Below are 17,092 nucleotides of genomic sequence, written 5' to 3' on the forward strand. Positions count from 1 at the left end.
TGAATCGGAGGAATGGCAATGCCTTTGCCGGAAGCTTTTTTGCAGGAGCTGAAGATGCGCAGCGATATTGTCGACGTGGTGTCTTCATATGTCAGCCTGCGGCGCAGCGGCAGGAATATGGTCGGGCTGTGCCCCTTTCACCATGAGAAAACGCCGTCTTTCAATGTGTATGCGGAAAACGGCTCGTTTTATTGTTTTGGCTGCGGTGTGGGCGGGGATGTCATCACCTTTATCCGCCGCATCGAGAATTTGGACTATATGGAAGCGGTGCGCTTTTTGGCGCAGCGCGCCGGCTTGCAGGTGCCGGAGGACCACGTGGACGATGGGATGGCAAAGCTGCGCGCGCGGATCTTGGAAATCAACCGCGAGGCGGCGCGGTTCTATCATTCCGTGCTAATGTCCGAGCAGGGCGCGGCGGGGCTTTCCTATCTGCGCGGCCGCGGGTTGACGCAAGCGACCATCCGTCACTTTGGGCTGGGGTATTCGCCGCCGTCCCGCTTTGCCTTGGTGGATTTTCTGGCCAAGAAAGGCTATCAAGAGGCAGAGATGATCCAGGCGAATGTGGCGTTTAAAGGGCGCAGTGGACGTGCGTTGGACCGCTTTTTTGGCCGGGTGATGTATCCGATCATCGACTTGCGCGGCAATGTCATTGCGTTTGGCGGGCGTGTGCTCACCGATGCAAAGCCCAAATATTTGAATACTTCTGATACGCTGGTTTTTCGCAAAAGTGACGCTTTGTTTGCGCTCAATTTTGCAAAGAACCAGGGAGGCCAGCAGCTGATTCTGGCAGAGGGCTATATGGACGTGATTTCCCTGCATCAAGCGGGGTTTACCAATGCGGTCGCCACGCTTGGGACAGCTTTGACCATGGAGCAAGCGCGCCTGATGTCCCGCTATGCGAAAGAAGTGGTGATCTGCTACGACGCGGATGAAGCGGGCCAAAAGGCCACGGCGCGGGCAATCCCGATGCTTCGCGAAGCCGGGTTGCTGGTGAAGGTGCTCAATATCGTGGGCGGCAAGGACCCGGATGAGTACATACGCTCCTATGGGGAACAGGGGCCTGCCCGCTTTAAACAGCTTTTGGACGCCTGCGGGAATGACATCGAGTACCGCTTGGCGAAGATCCGAAGGAATTGCAATATGGAGAGCGCGGACGGGCGTGTCGCCTATTTGACCGGCGCAGCAGAGCTCCTGGCTACCTTGGGCAACCGCATGGAGCAGGAGGTCTATGCGGGAAGGCTTGCAGAGGAAATTGGCATCGACCGCTCCGCCATCATGATGCAGGTGGACAAAAACAGCAAGAAGCGCCAGAAGCAACAGCAGCAAAAGCAATTTCGCACCTTTCAGCAGCAGACCGCTGGGATTGGGGACGACATCAACCCCGAAAAGGTCAAACATTTGCGGGCTGCCAGCGCAGAAGAAGCGTTGCTTGCCTATGTGGTCAAATATCCCGACCATGCCAAAGAGATTTATACCCGTTTGCCGCCTGAAAAATTTTCCACTTCGTTTAATCGCCGCGTATATCAGGTGATTATGGGGAAAATTATGGATGGCAAGGACTATAGCCTTACAGATATTTCGGGGGAATTCTCCGTGGATGAAATCGGAGCAATCGCCCGCATTTTTGCCAAATATCACGATGTATCCGCCACCTGGCAGGATGCACAGGAATATATCGAAGTTATTGAACAGGAACATGCAAAACTCCGCCTGGAGGATGCCGCCTCGGTTCCGACGCAGAGCATTGAAGCGTATCTGGCGGAACTAAAGGCGAAGAAGAAATAGGGGGATTTACAAATGGGAACAGGAGCAACACCGGACAAGAAAACGGTCATTCGAGAATTGATTGAACAGGGGAAGGCAAAAGGGCAGCTCTCGACAAAAGAGATTCTCGACGCTCTTGGCGAGCTGGACTTTGAGCCGGAACAGATTGAAAAATTTTACGACACATTGGAAGCGCAGGGAGTGGAAATTATCGAGGACTTTGCAGACGCTCCCTTGGACGACATCGACTTTGCCGCCGAAGCTGCCTCCGACGAAAATCTGGAATCCAGCCTCAGCACCGAGGGCATTGCGATTGACGACCCTGTAAAGGTGTATTTGAAAGAGATCGGCCGCGTGCCGCTGCTTTCCCCGGAAGAGGAAATCGACCTGGCTATCCGGATCAAGGAGGGGGATGAAGCGGCGAAAAAGCGCCTGTCAGAGGCCAACTTGCGCTTGGTCGTCAGCATTGCCAAGCGCTATCTGGGCCGTGGGATGCAGTTCTTGGACCTGATTCAGGAGGGCAACCTGGGCCTGATCAAGGCGGTGGAGAAGTTCGACTATACCAAGGGCTTTAAATTTTCCACCTATGCGACGTGGTGGATCCGGCAGGCGATCACCCGCGCGATAGCGGACCAGGCGAGGACCATCCGTATCCCGGTCCATATGGTGGAGACCATCAACAAGGTAAAGAAAGTCTCCAGCCAGCTGCTGCACACCAACGGGCACGAGCCGAGCGCGGAGGAGATCTCCGCCGAATTGGACATGCCGGTGGACAAGGTGCGGGAGATCATGCGGGTTGCGCAGGAGCCCGTCTCTTTGGAAACGCCGATCGGCGAAGAGGAGGACAGCCATTTGGGGGATTTCATCCCCGATGACGACGCCCCCGCCCCGCAGGACGCAGCCTCCCATACCCTTTTGAAGGAACAGCTTGCGGATGTACTGGACACCCTCACCCCCCGCGAGGAAAAGGTGCTCAGCCTGCGCTTTGGCCTGGAGGACGGCCGCTCCCGCACGTTGGAAGAGGTAGGCAAGGAGTTCAATGTCACCCGTGAACGCATCCGCCAGATCGAAGCCAAGGCCCTGCGCAAGCTTCGCCACCCGAGCCGCAGCAAAAAGCTGAAAGACTTTTTGGACTAAGAGGTGGACAAGCGATGCACATGACCCTGGAGGCGGACTATGCGGTGCGGATCGTGGAATTTCTCGCGGCGGCCAATCAAAAGGTGGATGCGCGGACGATTTCGGAAGAAACGCATGTGCCTCTGCGCTTTGCCCTGAAGATCCTGCGCAAGCTGGTGGCGGACGACATCATGATTTCCTACAAAGGCGCCCACGGCGGGTACATGTTGGCGCATCCGGCGGGGGAGATCACCCTGCGCCGGGTCATTGAATCCGTGGAAGGCCCCTACATGATCAGCCGTTGTCAGCAGGGAGAATATGCTTGTACCCATACGGCGAGCTGCCGGTTTCATGAGATTTACAACGAAATTTCGGAAATTGTCCGGCAGAAGCTGGATTCTTACACCTTTGCGGATGTTTCGGGAGCCGGCCACCCTAGTTCGACGGAAAAATCGTGAACTTTGTACATATAGAAATCAGGCGCGATTACAAAAATCCCCCGGTGCAGCGTAAGGCTGCACCGGGGGATTTTATCGATACGGTGTTTTGCCAGGGGCGTTCATACCCCTTCTTTTAGGAAACTGGAGGATACACCCGTATTAGTGAATTTCAATGCGGCGGTTTGGAGTGACCGTCGCCTCCTTCTTTGGCAAAGTCAGCTCCAATACACCATTTTCATATTTCGCCTGGATACCGCTTGTGTCGATCCCGGAGACATCAAAGCTACGGCTCATAGAACCATACCGTCTTTCGCGGCGGATGTAGGTGTTGTCATCCGTTTGCGTTTCCTCTTTATGCTGTGCGGAAATGGTCATCCGGTCGCCGTCCATGTCGATATGGATATCTTCTTTGTTGTATCCAGGAAGATCGGTCCGCAGCAGGTACTGATTGCCCTGGTCGATGATATCGGTGCTGCACGGAACGACGCTGCTCTCCGAATTGCCCCAGAAAGCGCGGTTCATTTGGTCGAGATAATTGAAAAGATTGCTGGTTCTGCGCTCAAATGGAATCAAATCAAACATGATAAAACCCTCCGTTTTGTTCTTTTGTAATCATGCAATGGAATACTGGCCATTACTGAATTTCAATCCGATGGTTTGCGGGAACCGTCTCCTGCTTCTTAGGCAGATCCAGCTCCAAAACGCCGTTTTCAAATTTTGCCTCGATATGATCGGCGTCGATGGACGAAATATCAAAACTGCGGCTCATGGAACCATACCGTCTTTCGCGACGGATAAAGTTGTTCTTCTGATCTTCCGTTTTGTTTTCTTCCGAGTGTTCCGCGGAGATCGTCAAACGGTCGCCTTCGATGTCGAGGTGAATGTCTTCCTTTTTGAAGCCCGGCAGGTCGGCCTTCAAAACAAAGCGGTTGCCTTCATCGAGAATATCGGTCTTGCAAGGTGCGATGTCGGTGTTGCCGCCGAAGAATGCACGTTCCATATCATCAAAATAGCGGAATAAATCATTGTTTCTATGTTCAAAAGGAATCAAATCAAACATAAGTCATAACCTCCTTAACGGCTTCTATCATTTTCTATCAATGTAATGGATTGTGGGTTCTGCAAGAAAGTCTTTTCAAGCGAACCACCTTCTTTCCTCTTTGGCTCTCTTGCTGTCTACGCTTTTTAGTATAGGGTTCGGTTGTTAAAAATGTTTTTCAAAATTGCGAACAAACTGTTAATTTTAGCACTCTATACTCAAGAGTGCTAAAATATAAATGGCACAGATTTTGAAAATACGATCTCGATGAAGGCCCTTTCAGAAGACAGAAACATATGTCTTGAATATAGCGGAGAACACAGTTGTTTCAAGTTTTTCCTGCAAAATGATAGTCAATTTGGGAAGATTGTACTATAATGATTGATTGAAATACAAAGCATATTTTAAGACCTGTCGATCGAAAATCTATAGGAGGCATATTATGAAGCGCGTTTTTTTGATGGTGCTGGACAGTGTGGGGATTGGAGAAATGCCGGACGCTGCACAGTATGGCGACGCGGGAAGCAATACGCTGGCCGCAGCGTCGAAAAGCCCCTATTTTTCCATGCCCCATATGCAGCAGCTTGGCCTTTTTAATATCGATGGCGTTACCTGCCGTCCGGCGGTGGAGCACCCTTCGGCAGCGTTTGCACGCATGACGGAACTCTCCAAAGGGAAGGACACCACCATCGGCCATTGGGAAATTGCAGGGATCGCGTCGCCCAAGCCGCTTCCAACGTACCCCAACGGCTTCCCACAGGATCTTCTGGCGGAATTCAGCCGCCGGGTGGGGCGAAAGGTGTTGTGCAACCGGCCGTATTCGGGGACGGAAGTAATCAAAGACTATGGGAAAGAGCATGTGGAAACCGGCGCGCTGATTGTTTACACTTCTGCGGACAGTGTCTTCCAAATCGCGGCGCATGAGGCGGTGGTGCCCGTCGAGGAGCTTTACCGCGATTGCCAGATTGCACGGGAGCTGTTGACCGGGGAGCACAGCGTTGGACGGGTGATTGCACGGCCGTTTACAGGCGAATATCCGAATTATGTCCGCACGAAGAACCGCCATGATTTTTCGCTCCTTCCGCCGGGCACCACCATGCTGGATCAGCTTTCCGAAAATGGATTTGACGTGATTGCAATCGGGAAAATCTATGATATATTCGCTGGAAGAGGGATTACAAAGGCCATCCGCACCGGCGGCAATGACGAGGGCATTGCGCGGGCCATCGAGTGGACAAAGCGCGATTTTCAGGGGCTTTGTTTCATCAACCTGGTGGACTTTGACATGTTGTATGGCCACCGGAATGATGTGGAGGGCTATGCAAAGGGACTGACAACCGTCGACCGGGCGATCCCGGAAATTTTGGCGGGACTGCGGGACGGCGATCTCCTGATGATTACCGCCGACCACGGGTGCGATCCAAGCACACCATCCACGGACCATTCGCGGGAATATACGCCTTGGATCATTGCAGGGCCAAACGTAAAGGCAGGAACAAACTTGGGAACCCTGCCGACTTTTGCGGACATTGGCGCAACGATTCTTGATTTCTTTGGCGTCCCTCAGAAAATTACAGGGACATCGCAATTGGGAAACATCATAACAAAATCATTTTGAAAAACAGGAGGATTTGTATGGCTACAACTACACCGACGCCGCACAACGCGGCCAATCCGGGCGACATCGCCAAGACCGTTTTGATGCCGGGCGACCCGCTCCGCGCGAAATTCATTGCAGAAACGTACTTGGAAAACCCGGTCTGTTTCAACACCGTTCGCAATATGCTGGGATATACCGGCACTTACCAGGGAAAGCGCGTTTCCGTGATGGGCAGCGGGATGGGGATGCCGTCCATCGGCATCTACTCGTATGAGCTGTACCATTTCTATGATGTGGAGACCATCATCCGCATCGGTTCCGCTGGGGGAATCGCGGATCACGTACATGTGCGTGACGTCGTGATTGGGATTGGCGCGTGTACCGATTCCAATTATGGCTCGCAATTCCACCTGCCGGGTGCGTTTGCACCCATTGGAGATTTTACGCTTGCGCAGAAGGCGGTGCAGTATGCGCAGGAACATAAGATTCATACGGTTGTGGGGAATGTCCTGTCTTCGGATACCTTCTATGGGGACGATCCCGACGCCCTTCCCGCGTGGAAGAAAATGGGCGTGCTTGCCGTGGAGATGGAGTCCGCGGCGCTGTATATGAATGCGGCACGCGCGGGGAAGCGGGCGCTCTGCCTATTGACCATTTCCGATTGCCCGTTCACCGGGGAATCCCTCTCGGCGGAGGAGCGGCAGACCAGCTTCCGGGAAATGATGGAGATTGCGCTCGCAATAGCGGAATAAATTCAAACGGGAAAAGGATGAATGCATATGGACCGTCAGAAAATTTTGAGTATGGTCGACCACACCCTGCTCACGCAAACGGCGACATGGAAGGAAATCCGACGGATTTGCGACGAAGCCATCCGCTACGGGACGGCCTCGGTCTGTATACCCGCCAGTTATGTGAAACGCGCCAAGGAGTATGTGGGAGATCGAATGGCTGTATGTACGGTCATCGGGTTTCCAAACGGGTATTCCACAACGGCGTCCAAGGTGTTTGAGACGCAGGATGCCATTGCCAACGGCGCGGATGAGATTGATATGGTGGTCAATATCGGGTATATCAAAGACGGCCTTTACGATTTGCAGCTTGACGAGATCCGGCAGATCAAACAGGCGTGCGGCGGCCATATCTTGAAGGTGATTGTTGAAACCTGCCTGTTAACCGAGGAAGAAAAGATCCGCATGTGCCAGGTTGTCACAGAATCCGGAGCGGCCTTCATCAAAACCTCTACAGGCTTTTCAACGGGCGGCGCAACCTTTGACGATGTGGCGCTATTCCGGAAGTATGTTGGCCCGCAGGTGCGCATCAAGGCGGCAGGAGGGATTTCCTCGCTGGAGGATGCCGAGCGGTTTATCGAGCTTGGGGCGTCTCGGCTGGGCACCAGCCGCATCGTCAAATTGATCCAGCAGGAAGAGGCACACGGCGATTAAGCCGGGCAGACCGGCAGGATAGAAAAAAGGCCGCCGCAGGGAAGAAAACCGCGGCGGCCTGCGTTCTCTCTGGGGAGGGGTGTCATTTTTATGGAAGATCAGGAATTGGTCCGCTTGGCGCTGGGAGCCAGGGAGCGGGCCTATGCGCCGTATTCCAAATTTCAGGTGGGGGCGGCGCTGCTCACAGGAACAGGCCGTGTCTATCAGGGGTGTAACATTGAATGCGCCTCCTATACACCGACGAATTGTGCGGAACGGACCGCGTTTTTCAAGGCTGTCAGCGAGGGGGAGCGCGACTTTGTTGCCATCGCGATTGCCGGAGGACCCGCCGGCGCGCCGGTCAAACGGGCATGCCCGCCGTGCGGGGTATGCCGCCAGGTGATGCGGGAATTCTGCGACCCGTCGTCCTTTCGGGTCATTCTTGCCTCCGGGCCGGATAACTGGGTGTCCTACCGGCTGGAAGAGCTTCTTCCGCTCGGCTTTGGCCCGGAGAATTTAAACAGGGGGAAAGGAGGCGCGGGCTGTGCGCATGTATGATATCCTTGCGAAGAAGCGGGATGGGGGAATCCTGACGGACGAGGAGATTCAATTTTTTATCGACGGCTATGTGAGCGGTGCGATTCCGGATTATCAAGCGAGCGCCCTGCTGATGGCGATTTTTCTAAAAGGGATGACGCCACACGAGACAGCAGCGCTCACCAGGAGTATGGCGCAATCCGGCGACCTGGTGGATCTTTCCTCAATCGACGGGATCAAGGTCGATAAACACAGCACCGGCGGCGTGGGGGATAAGACCACGCTGATCGTGGCGCCGGTTGTCGCTTCTTTGGGCGTGCGCGTGGCCAAGATGAGCGGCCGCGGGTTGGGGCACACCGGCGGGACGGTGGATAAGCTGGAATCCATCCCCGGATTCCGAACCACACTGGATCGGGAGGCCTTTTTTGACGTTGTCCGCCGGGTGGGGGTTAGCGTAATTGGGCAATCCGGCAACCTGGCCCCCGCGGATAAAAAGCTCTATGCGCTGCGCGATGTGACGGCTACGGTCAACAGCATTCCGCTGATTGCTTCCAGCATTATGAGCAAAAAGATCGCCGCAGGCTCCGATCGAATCCTTCTGGACGTCAAGACCGGCAGCGGCGCCTTTATGAAGACCTTGGAGGACTCCATTGCGCTGGCAAAGGAGATGGTGTCCATCGGCGAGCATGTGGGACGCCGAACAGTGGCGCTCATCACCGATATGGACCGTCCTTTGGGTTGTGCCATCGGGAATGCGTTGGAGGTCCGCGAGGCATGCGAGACCTTGCAGGGACGCGGCCCGGCCGATCTGACGGAGGTCTGCATCGAGCTGGCCGCCAATATGCTTTGGCTTGCGGAAAAAGGGGAATTGGCGCAATGCCGTTCTTTGGCCAGGCAACAGATTGCAAATGGGGAGGCCTTTGCGAAGTTGAAAGAGATGGTCCAGGCGCAGGGTGGGGATACAAGCGTGCTAGATGATCCAGAGAAATTTGCTCCGCCGAATGTCTGTTATGAGGTCTTGGCGCAAAGGGAAGGATTCCTCTATGCAATGGATACCGAGAAGTGTGGGATTGCCTCTGTGGAGCTGGGCGCCGGACGCGAGAAAAAGGAAGATCCTATTGATTACAGCGCGGGGATTGTCTTGCGCAAAAAGGTCGGCGATTTTGTGAGAAAAGGGGAGGTGCTCGCCTCCTTCTATTCCTCGGAGGAGTCGAAATGCCGGACAGCGGAGCAAACGTTCACACAGGCCCTCCGCATTCAGGATGCAAGGCCAGAGCAAACCGCATTGATTCACACGCGTGTCACCGCCCAAGGGGTTGAGATGGGCAATCGATCTTAGAAATAGGCAACATTTTAGAAGTGGATAACATAGGGCGAAATCCTTGCGTTTTCCAATTTTTATGGTTAGAATAGCAACCATAAAGCCATACTAAATTCGTGTATTTTAATCCAGAGGCTTTGTGGAGGTGCTTTCATGTTAGATTGTAGAATTGCAAAGGTCGTTGGCCGGGAAGTGATGGATTCCCGTGGAAATCCAACCGTAGAAGCAGAGGTTGTACTCAAATGCGGCGCACAAGGGACTGCACTCGTCCCCTCCGGTGCATCGACTGGAATCTATGAAGCGCACGAGCTGCGCGACGGCGACCCGAAGCGCTACGGTGGCAAGGGCGTTCTAAAGGCCGTACGCAATGTGAACGAATCAATCGCCACCGCATTGGTGGGGATGAATGCACTCGCGCAGGAGGAGATTGACCGTAAAATGCTGGAGGCCGATGCCAGCAAAAACAAGTCCAAGCTGGGCGCAAACGCGATCTTGGCGGTTTCACTGGCGACCGCACGCGCGGCCGCCGCAGCGCTCAATCTGCCGCTCTATCGGTATATCGGCGGCATGCAGGCGCACAAGCTCCCTGTGCCGATGATGAATATTCTCAATGGCGGCGCACATGCCTCCAACAACATCGACATACAGGAATTCATGATTATGCCGGTCGGCGCGCAGAGTTTTCGTGAGGCGCTCCGCTGGTGCAGCGAGATTTACCACACCCTTGGCAAGCTGCTCAAGGAAGGAGGGCTTGCCACCGGCGTCGGCGATGAGGGCGGCTTTGCGCCAAACCTGGAGTCGGACGAAGAAGCGATTGAATGGATCATCCGCGCAATCGAGGCAGCGGGATATTCGACGCAGGACGTCAAGATTGCATTGGATGCCGCCAGCAGCGAATGGTATAAGGACGGCATGTACGTCCTGCCCAAGCGCGGCACAGCTTTAAAGAGCGCAGACCTGGTGGCCTATTGGAAAGACTTGGTCAGCCGCTATCCGATCATCTCGATCGAGGATGGACTGGGCGAGCAGGATTGGGAAGGCTGGACAGTTTTGACCAAGGAACTTCCCATCCAGTTGGTTGGAGACGACCTGTTCGTTACAAATGCGGAGCGTTTGCAGCAAGGCATTGAAATGGGCGCGGGCAATGCAATCCTTGTGAAGGTCAACCAGATCGGCTCCCTGTCGGAGACGCTGCATGCGATGGAGCTGGCGCACAAGGCCGGGTATACGGCGGTCGTTTCCCACCGTTCCGGCGAGACCGAGGACACGACCATTGCAGATTTGGCGGTCGCCACGAATGCAGGGCAGATCAAGACCGGCGCGCCGTGCCGCACGGATCGGGTTGCAAAGTACAACCGATTGCTCCGCATTGAGGACGAGCTGGGGAGCACCGCCTGCTATGCTGGCAGGGATGCCTTCCGGTTCTCTGTATGATTCCGCAAATCAAAACATCCGCACGGATCACTTCCCGTGCGGATGTTTTTCTATATGAGGTTCTCGGCAGATCAGAGCAACTCTTTGATGCAGGATTCGATTTCCCGCATACTTGCGGTTGGCTCGTATCGTGCGGCGGCTTCCCCCTCCCGGTCGATCACAAACTTTGTAAAATTCCATTTGATCTCCGGGTTCTCTGCATAATGAGGGTCCTCTGAAGATAAGATTTCCTGTAGCTTTTCTGTAAGCGGATGATCAGGATCGAACCCGCTGAAACCGCGGGCGTTTGTCAGATAACGGAAGAGGGGTTCTGTCTGCGGCCCTTTCACATTCGTTTTGGCCAACATGGGAAACGTAACGCCATAGTTGTAACGGCAGAATTCTGCGATTTTATCGTTGCTCTCTGGGTCTTGCTCATGAAATTGATTGCATGGGAACCCTAAGACCATAAAGCCATGGTCGCGGTATTTTTGGAACAACTTCTCTAGGTCTTCAAACTGCGGTGTGAATCCGCATTTGCTGGCCGTGTTGACAATTAAAAGAACGTTGCCTCTATACACGGAAAGATCCAGTTCCTTCCCGTTCATCTGGCGCACATGAAAATCATAGACATTCATTTTGGGCCATGCGCCTCCTTTCCCGCTTATTATGAGGATAAGGGCCATGCAATATACTTTCTCCGGTGGGAATCGAAGGGACGATTGAAAAATCTACGGAACAACCAGAAAATTCGTCAATTTTTGGTCAAAATTCGTAGGCAATTTGTCCGGTTTTGGTTTTGGAAATGATTGACTTTCTGTGGCCTGTTCCAAAGATAAACATTGCAGCGTTGACTTTCCATGTCCACGTGTTATAATAAACACCATAGAATTAAAATTCTGTAGGTAAGGGGTGTTGAACATGAGCAGACAAGCAAAAAACACTTTCTCCAATAAAGTTTATAATATTATATCGAAGCAGAGCGAGAAAGCGCTGGAAGCAGAACTCTGTGAGGGTAGCAGCAAAGTACAGATCAATCAGCTCAATGGCGGGGAGAACCAACAGTGGAAATTTGAAGCCAGCGGTGATCCGTACTATAAATTAGTGAACAAGAATACTGGAAAAGCACTGGATATTATGCTGGGCGGTTCGGCAAATGGGACTTGGCTCCACCAGTGGGATAGCGTTTCTTCCGACAGCCAGTTGTGGTTCTTGGAGGAGACGGACGAAGGCTTTTATAAGATTAAGTCCAAGGTTTCTGGTAAGTGTGTAGATGTTGTGGGGATGTCCCAGGAGGACGGCGCACGTCTACAGATCTGGGAAGACCTGAATGGCGACAATCAGCAGTGGAAGCTGGTTGAGGTTGTTGCAAAGAAGGCTGAAAAGGCTGTGGAGCAGAAAGAGGAAGCTCCTGCAAAAGAAATCGTCCCTGAAGCACCGAAGGCGGTTGTGAAAGCAGAGACAAAAACTTCCACAAAAGCAAAGGAACCGGCAGCTCCGGCGAAAAAGACTTCTACAAGATCGACCAAAGCAAAAGCGAAAAAAGAGGAGACGGCAGCTACAGTGGAAACCACTGTGGAAGAAAAAGTTGCTGCAAAGGCTCCAGCCAAGAAGACAGCGGCAAAGAGAACTCCCCGCGCTAAGAAATAATCTGAAATGATCTACAAAAGCCCATGGGTGGTTTATGGACCAGCCTACGGGCTTTTTCTTTATTTTTTATTATTTATTACAATGTAGCAGAAATTTTGGTTGAAAAGAGCACTGGACTTTTTTGTGAATTTGGATATACTATATGTTTTATAGATGTAATTTGTATGCATTCGCTCAAAGGGTGGAAACAAACACAGGGGCGGGGCTAGAAAGATGGATTGCATTTTAATGAACCTTTTAGGAGGAAATTTATGAAAAAACAAAGAAACTGGGATTGGAGCAAAATCCTGTCAGGGTTTGTATTTGTTTCGCTGCTGGTATCGGCGGTATTTGTTGCGATTCGCTTGGTGTTGGCGCCTTCCCAACCACACGGCGGCGATTTTGAACGGCTCAAAAGTGATTATGTTCTCATGCTTGTGCAGTGCGTCCTTGGCATGGTGGTGATGTTCTTGCCCGGTGTGATTTCCCGCAGGTTAAAGATCGAGATCCCCTCGGGCATGATGGTTTTGTTTGTTATCTTTCTTTATTGTGCAATCTATCTTGGGGAAGTCAGAAGCTTTTATTACCATATTTCGTCGTGGGATACGGTTTTGCACTGGTTCAGCGGGGCGATGATCGGCGCATTGGGCTTCTCATTTGTGGCGCTATTCAATAATGCAGAGCGCATACCAGTCAATCTTAGCCCCTTCTTTGTCGCTGCATTTGCTTTTTGCTTTGCCGTCACCTTGGGGGTGTTTTGGGAATTTTATGAATATACATTTGATGGGCTTCTGGGGCTGAATATGCAGAAGTTTGCATTGGAGGACGGTACACAGCTGGCTGGCCGTGCCGCTTTACAGGATACAATGAAGGATCTGTTTGTAGACGCGATTGGAGCGTTTGCTGCGAGTTTGATTGGATATATCTCCCTGAAGCATAAAAAAGGATGGATTGAAAGATTTCAAATTATCCGGAAAAGACACAGCACGAAATAAACGTTCAGAGAAAGACGGCAAGAAGGCTCTGGGAATTTTACCCGGGGCCTTCTTGGTATTTTCTTAGATGAATGACGTGCCTTCTATTGCCAAGAAGCAATCTGAGACGCCCTAGGATACCGGGGGAGGCTGTCACAGCTCCTACAATGGCTGCAATAACCGTGATGATCTTTCAGGAATGGGAAAATTTCCAAAAGGGTAGTGTGCGCCTTTATAACGGCGCTGAAAAAATATTTTAGGTTTGGTATGTGTCCCAAAGTGGCTGCTGTTCAATCAGGGAAACTTTTTAGAGGTTGGGGAGGCGTTCCTGTGTTTGTGATGGATTTCGGAAAAAGACGAGAACGTCTGATAGCATGGCGAAACACAAAGATTCAAAAATTGTGTGAGATTATGAGAGGTCACTGAGCTTGTGGATGGTGATGGACGTATCGGAATAGAGGAAATTTCCTCCTTCCCCAATCACGTTCAACGTGGCGGGTGTGGATGTGATCTCTATGATTTGGGAAAAAGAATAGATATTGGTTTCCAGGGCAGACTGGAAGGTATCCCGCGCACCTGTACCGGGAACCGGCGTCCCTTGCAGCTGCAAGTATATCAGGATGGATAACGGAAAATTGGCAGTCCCTAATGGGGAAACAGTGGTATGGAACGATACATAATAGAATCCCGTTTGTAAGATAGTAAACGGGGCGGTATTTGGCGCATGGACAATTGCATCCCCCTGTACAGCTCCGTTTCGGTCAAAAATCAAGGGATTCCCGGAGGCTCCTGGTTGTGGAGGGGTGGAAAATGCGGACAATAGCCCTTGCACACTTCCAGTGCTGCCGGTTGCCCCTCTAGGAATAACAAAGTTCAAAATTGCATTTTGCTGGGTCCCTGAATTGGTCACCTCTGCGGGCGTTCCCGGTTCCCCAGTAGTGACTGTCCCAATTTGAATGGTAGCAGCTTCACCCTGCTGCCCGGTCGCTCCGGTTGGGCCAATTGGCCCTTGTGTTCCCGTGGGACCAGTGGCTCCTGTAACTCCAGGGGTACCTTGCGGCCCTGTAGCTCCGGTGCTACCGGTTGCTCCCGTGGTCCCTTGCGGCCCTTCCGGCCCCGAGACCCCCTGGATTCCCTGCGGTCCCGTTGGGCCTGTTGCTCCACGAGGGCCTGTGGCGCCCACCGGCCCTTGTGGTCCGGTAGGGCCTTGCAATCCGCGCACGCCAGTTGGGCCAATTGTTCCAGCGGGCCCAGGTACCCCTTGAGGCCCTTGTGGTCCGGTGGGACCTTGTAAACCTTGGATACCGGTAGGGCCAGTAGGCCCGGCGGGACCGGCAGCTCCTTCAGGCCCTTGTGGCCCAGCGGGCCCCGTGCTACCGGTGGGGCCGGTTACACCTTGTGGGCCTTCCGGACCGGGGATGCCTTGGATTCCCTGTGGGCCGGTGGGGCCAGTCGCCCCTCTGGGGCCGGTTGGGCAGATAGATCCGCTGGGTGGACAGGGCATGCAATAAGAGGGGCAGCATGGCAAATGATAGTTGGAATACATGTTCATATAGATCATCTCCTGACAGGATCAGTGTATGCAGAAACGGGCTAAAATGAAAATCCATACATTTTACGTGCATTTTTGTGAATATCCTTTCTTGACAGATTCGGGAATACATGGTAGTGTGAAGCTGTCAATATTTGGCAAAATATAAAATTTTTTGGAGATGATGAAAATGAGACGTAAATGGTTGGCTTATTTTCTGGCATGTGCAATGCTTCTTTCTGCTTTAGGGGGTTGCGGAACACAGCAGGGGACAGAGCCCCAGACGGCAAGCAGTGAGATTCCTACTTCCAGTGAAGCATCCACTCCCGAAGAGGCGTCGTCGCAAACTTCTGCGCCGGAAGAAGAGGGCGATTGGTCCACGCTGGTGTCGGTTGATTGGGAAGAAAACAATGTGGATTTGGACACGGGTATCAACATGACCTATTTGACCTGTGGGCCGGAAGATGGTATCCCCCTGCTGTTGATCCACGGTGCAACCGATAGCCGTGTATCTTGGTCGCAGGTAGCTCCAAAGTTGGCAGATGCCGGATTCCGTTGCTATATCCCTGAGTTGCGCGGGCATGGTAAGACGGATAAGCCCGATGCGGGGGAAGAGGGATATACAGCAGAAACACACTGTGCTGATGTGTTGAATCTGATGGACAAGTTGGGGGTCGAAAAATTTATTCCGGTCGGCCATTCTCTTGGGTCTTTGATTACGCAGGAAATTATGGTTACAGCTCCGGAACGCGTAGAGCGGGGAATTTTGATTTCGTCCAGCACGAAGATGGCAGGCAATCCGATGTTGGACTGGATTTTGAATGGGGATGGTACGGATTTCCTTGGGGTCAGCGGCTATGAAGCAGAGCAACAGATTCCAGATGATTTCATCAAATCTTGGACGGAAACGACCAATGAGGACCCGAATTTCTGTGAAGCAGTCTATGAGCACGCATGTTCTTTGCCGTATGCTGCGTGGTACGATATTTTTGGCGGTTGTGCAGCGTTTGACAACACAGAAAGGCTTTCCAGTGTAACATGCCCTGTGGATATTATCTGGGGTACTGCGGATGTGTTCTTCTCCCAAGAAGATGAGGACAATCTTCAGAAGGCTTTGAGCAATGCTGAGGTCAATTTCTGCCCGATTGAAGGGGCAAGCCATAACATCCATTGGGATAGCGAGGCAACCTGTGAGGCTGTTGCTTCGGAGATCGAACGCTTTGCAGGGGAATCGACGCTGTAATTTCTTGATGCCCATGGGGATTCTCAGGATATCTTTTGAACTTGATACAATCATAAAAAAACAACGCCAGTTGCTGGCGTTGTTTTTTTATCCTTATAGATACTGGGAAAGCGCTTGTTTTTCTCAGGAGCCGTCATACAGCAAAGATCCGACGGGAGATCTTCTGCACGGTTTTGCCTATGATGTATAAAAGGGCAATTTCAACAGGCAACAGCATGAGATTCTTTGTCAAGCGCACAGGGAACAGGGCTGTAAACGATTTTCCGTACAAAACGACCATCCAAAAAGTATTCAACAGAACATTAAGCAATAAGCTAATGGAAGATTTAGCGACGATGGCGCGCGGCAAAGTCATAGGGCGGCGGTACAGAAGAAATCCATAAATCAGACCGCCCAATGCGGCGGTGATCGTAAAGCCCGGGAAATAAGCGCCGTCCGGCCGAATGAGATACGAGAGGACATCCCCCACTGCGCCAGCGGTAGCAGCCACCACCGGACCATAAAGCATCCCGGTGATTGCATTGGTCAAGAACCCAAATCCCACGCGCATCTGGGGGGTCAGATACACATGGACGCTCGACAGGGCGATGTTCATGGCAATCATCATAGCCGTAACCACAAGGGTTTGCGGCTTTTTCTGTTCGGCGGCGGATTCACGGAGTATGGCGGTAAAGCGAGGGGGGGTTAGAGAGTTGTTCACAGATTTGGACATAAAAAGACACCTCCATCAAAAATCATCGCGGAAAAGCAGGCACGTTTTTATAAAAAACGCGCATGTTGCCGCAAGATGGGGTGTCCCAATGATGCAGCAGCGGGATGCGGAGGTCGCACCGCAAGCCAAGGCTTTTCGTTCAGCGGCAACTCCCCGTCCGACTGACACTTTACGCGCGAACCCCTACTCTGCTTTTATTCGACTGTAAATCTTATTATAGCATAGTTTTACAGGAAGCACAAGGGCAACCGTTTAAAACAAGTAGTTCCAAATGTAGGTTTGTCAAACATCTTGTACAGCGAGAGATTCAAAGAAAGCAGCAAGTTTTTCTTTCGGGGAGAGCCAGGCA

Annotated in this window: 17 protein-coding genes and 1 riboswitch; of the genes, 12 read left to right on the forward strand and 5 right to left on the reverse strand. The window is 52.4% G+C overall.

Annotated elements, in window-relative coordinates; genetic code table 11:
- The first annotated feature begins 18 nt into the window (after positions 1 to 18).
- The 3 genes from dnaG to I2E77_RS11100 are packed head-to-tail and all read left to right on the forward strand — an operon-like array spanning position 19 to position 3,338.
- Positions 19 to 1,785 (forward strand): DNA primase, encoded by a 1,767-nt coding sequence (gene dnaG, locus I2E77_RS11090; protein ID WP_195451223.1) that lies wholly within the window; start codon positions 19 to 21, stop codon positions 1,783 to 1,785.
- 12 nt (positions 1,786 to 1,797) lie between these two features.
- Positions 1,798 to 2,901: an RNA polymerase sigma factor RpoD gene (gene rpoD, locus I2E77_RS11095; RefSeq protein WP_087229139.1), complete on the forward strand. Its 1,104-nt coding sequence runs from the start codon at positions 1,798 to 1,800 to the stop codon at positions 2,899 to 2,901.
- A gap of 14 nt (positions 2,902 to 2,915) precedes the next feature.
- On the forward strand, positions 2,916 to 3,338 hold the full coding sequence (locus tag I2E77_RS11100) for an RrF2 family transcriptional regulator (RefSeq protein WP_087229136.1): 423 nt from the start codon (positions 2,916 to 2,918) through the stop codon (positions 3,336 to 3,338).
- Positions 3,339 to 3,479: 141 nt separating this feature from the next.
- On the opposite strand, the gene I2E77_RS11105 is transcribed toward I2E77_RS11100, so the two are convergent.
- Entirely contained in the window at positions 3,480 to 3,902 is a 423-nt protein-coding gene (locus I2E77_RS11105) for an Hsp20/alpha crystallin family protein (protein WP_087229133.1), read from the reverse strand.
- Positions 3,903 to 3,954: 52 nt separating this feature from the next.
- A complete protein-coding gene (locus I2E77_RS11110; protein WP_087229130.1) occupies positions 3,955 to 4,380 on the reverse strand; it encodes an Hsp20/alpha crystallin family protein in 426 nt (141 codons plus the stop codon).
- A 418-nt stretch (positions 4,381 to 4,798) separates the two neighbouring features.
- Between I2E77_RS11110 and I2E77_RS11115 the strand changes: the two genes are divergently transcribed.
- The 6 genes from I2E77_RS11115 (at position 4,799) to eno (ending at position 10,675) form a co-directional block, all read left to right on the forward strand.
- Positions 4,799 to 5,977 carry a phosphopentomutase gene (locus I2E77_RS11115; RefSeq protein ID WP_442858923.1) on the forward strand — a complete coding sequence of 393 codons (1,179 nt, stop codon included), beginning with the start codon at positions 4,799 to 4,801 and terminating at the stop codon, positions 5,975 to 5,977.
- Positions 5,978 to 5,994: 17 nt separating this feature from the next.
- Complete coding sequence (deoD, locus tag I2E77_RS11120) at positions 5,995 to 6,711, forward strand: purine-nucleoside phosphorylase (protein ID WP_191362472.1); 717 nt, start codon at positions 5,995 to 5,997, stop codon at positions 6,709 to 6,711.
- Positions 6,712 to 6,738: 27 nt separating this feature from the next.
- Positions 6,739 to 7,404, forward strand: coding sequence for a deoxyribose-phosphate aldolase (gene deoC, locus I2E77_RS11125; RefSeq protein WP_195451225.1), 666 nt, complete (start codon positions 6,739 to 6,741; stop codon positions 7,402 to 7,404).
- Positions 7,405 to 7,494: 90 nt separating this feature from the next.
- Positions 7,495 to 7,941, forward strand: coding sequence for a cytidine deaminase (locus I2E77_RS11130; RefSeq protein WP_087229117.1), 447 nt, complete (start codon positions 7,495 to 7,497; stop codon positions 7,939 to 7,941).
- Positions 7,928 to 9,259, forward strand: a complete 1,332-nt coding sequence (locus I2E77_RS11135; RefSeq protein ID WP_195451226.1) for a pyrimidine-nucleoside phosphorylase — start codon at positions 7,928 to 7,930, stop codon at positions 9,257 to 9,259. Before I2E77_RS11130 ends, I2E77_RS11135 begins: the two co-directional genes overlap by 14 nt.
- A gap of 135 nt (positions 9,260 to 9,394) precedes the next feature.
- On the forward strand, positions 9,395 to 10,675 hold the full coding sequence (gene eno / locus I2E77_RS11140; RefSeq protein ID WP_195451227.1) for a phosphopyruvate hydratase: 1,281 nt from the start codon (positions 9,395 to 9,397) through the stop codon (positions 10,673 to 10,675).
- A 71-nt stretch (positions 10,676 to 10,746) separates the two neighbouring features.
- Here eno and I2E77_RS11145 read toward each other — a convergent pair whose 3' ends face one another.
- Entirely contained in the window at positions 10,747 to 11,292 is a 546-nt protein-coding gene (locus I2E77_RS11145; RefSeq protein WP_191441558.1) for a glutathione peroxidase, read from the reverse strand.
- 283 nt (positions 11,293 to 11,575) lie between these two features.
- On the opposite strand from I2E77_RS11145, the gene I2E77_RS11150 reads away from it, so the two are divergent.
- Together I2E77_RS11150 and I2E77_RS11155 are read left to right on the forward strand one after the other, a co-directional pair.
- Positions 11,576 to 12,304, forward strand: coding sequence for an RICIN domain-containing protein (locus I2E77_RS11150; protein ID WP_087229108.1), 729 nt, complete (start codon positions 11,576 to 11,578; stop codon positions 12,302 to 12,304).
- Between the two features lie 218 nt (positions 12,305 to 12,522).
- Entirely contained in the window at positions 12,523 to 13,278 is a 756-nt protein-coding gene (locus tag I2E77_RS11155) for a hypothetical protein (protein WP_330396763.1), read from the forward strand.
- A 388-nt stretch (positions 13,279 to 13,666) separates the two neighbouring features.
- Here I2E77_RS11155 and I2E77_RS13990 read toward each other — a convergent pair whose 3' ends face one another.
- Complete coding sequence (locus I2E77_RS13990) at positions 13,667 to 14,029, reverse strand: hypothetical protein (protein ID WP_237966344.1); 363 nt, start codon at positions 14,027 to 14,029, stop codon at positions 13,667 to 13,669.
- Positions 14,030 to 14,978: 949 nt separating this feature from the next.
- Here I2E77_RS13990 and I2E77_RS11165 point away from each other — a divergent pair.
- The gene (locus tag I2E77_RS11165) at positions 14,979 to 16,031 is read left to right on the forward strand and encodes an alpha/beta fold hydrolase (RefSeq protein ID WP_172749487.1); all 1,053 of its coding nucleotides are present in this window, start codon (positions 14,979 to 14,981) and stop codon (positions 16,029 to 16,031) included.
- A 133-nt stretch (positions 16,032 to 16,164) separates the two neighbouring features.
- Here the strand turns inward: I2E77_RS11165 and I2E77_RS11170 are convergent, their stop codons facing one another.
- On the reverse strand, positions 16,165 to 16,743 hold the full coding sequence (locus tag I2E77_RS11170) for a folate family ECF transporter S component (RefSeq protein WP_087229092.1): 579 nt from the start codon (positions 16,741 to 16,743) through the stop codon (positions 16,165 to 16,167).
- A gap of 95 nt (positions 16,744 to 16,838) precedes the next feature.
- Positions 16,839 to 16,936, reverse strand: a riboswitch (THF riboswitch).
- Between the last annotated feature and the right edge of the window lie 156 nt (positions 16,937 to 17,092).

The sequence above is a fragment of the Anaeromassilibacillus sp. 1001302B_160321_C8 genome (assembly GCF_015554745.1).
Lineage (GTDB): Bacteria > Bacillota > Clostridia > Oscillospirales > Acutalibacteraceae > Anaeromassilibacillus > Anaeromassilibacillus stercoravium.

Coding starts and splice junctions, on each gene's coding strand:
- dnaG (WP_195451223.1), top strand. CDS start 19: ATGCCTTTGCCGGAAGCTTTTTTGCAGGAGCTGAAGATGCGCAGCGAT.
- rpoD (WP_087229139.1), top strand. CDS start 1,798: ATGGGAACAGGAGCAACACCGGACAAGAAAACGGTCATTCGAGAATTG.
- I2E77_RS11100 (WP_087229136.1), top strand. CDS start 2,916: ATGCACATGACCCTGGAGGCGGACTATGCGGTGCGGATCGTGGAATTT.
- I2E77_RS11105 (WP_087229133.1), bottom strand. CDS start 3,902: ATGTTTGATTTGATTCCATTTGAGCGCAGAACCAGCAATCTTTTCAAT.
- I2E77_RS11110 (WP_087229130.1), bottom strand. CDS start 4,380: ATGTTTGATTTGATTCCTTTTGAACATAGAAACAATGATTTATTCCGC.
- deoD (WP_191362472.1), top strand. CDS start 5,995: ATGGCTACAACTACACCGACGCCGCACAACGCGGCCAATCCGGGCGAC.
- deoC (WP_195451225.1), top strand. CDS start 6,739: ATGGACCGTCAGAAAATTTTGAGTATGGTCGACCACACCCTGCTCACG.
- I2E77_RS11130 (WP_087229117.1), top strand. CDS start 7,495: ATGGAAGATCAGGAATTGGTCCGCTTGGCGCTGGGAGCCAGGGAGCGG.
- eno (WP_195451227.1), top strand. CDS start 9,395: ATGTTAGATTGTAGAATTGCAAAGGTCGTTGGCCGGGAAGTGATGGAT.
- I2E77_RS11145 (WP_191441558.1), bottom strand. CDS start 11,292: ATGAATGTCTATGATTTTCATGTGCGCCAGATGAACGGGAAGGAACTG.
- I2E77_RS11150 (WP_087229108.1), top strand. CDS start 11,576: ATGAGCAGACAAGCAAAAAACACTTTCTCCAATAAAGTTTATAATATT.
- I2E77_RS11165 (WP_172749487.1), top strand. CDS start 14,979: ATGAGACGTAAATGGTTGGCTTATTTTCTGGCATGTGCAATGCTTCTT.
- I2E77_RS11170 (WP_087229092.1), bottom strand. CDS start 16,743: ATGTCCAAATCTGTGAACAACTCTCTAACCCCCCCTCGCTTTACCGCC.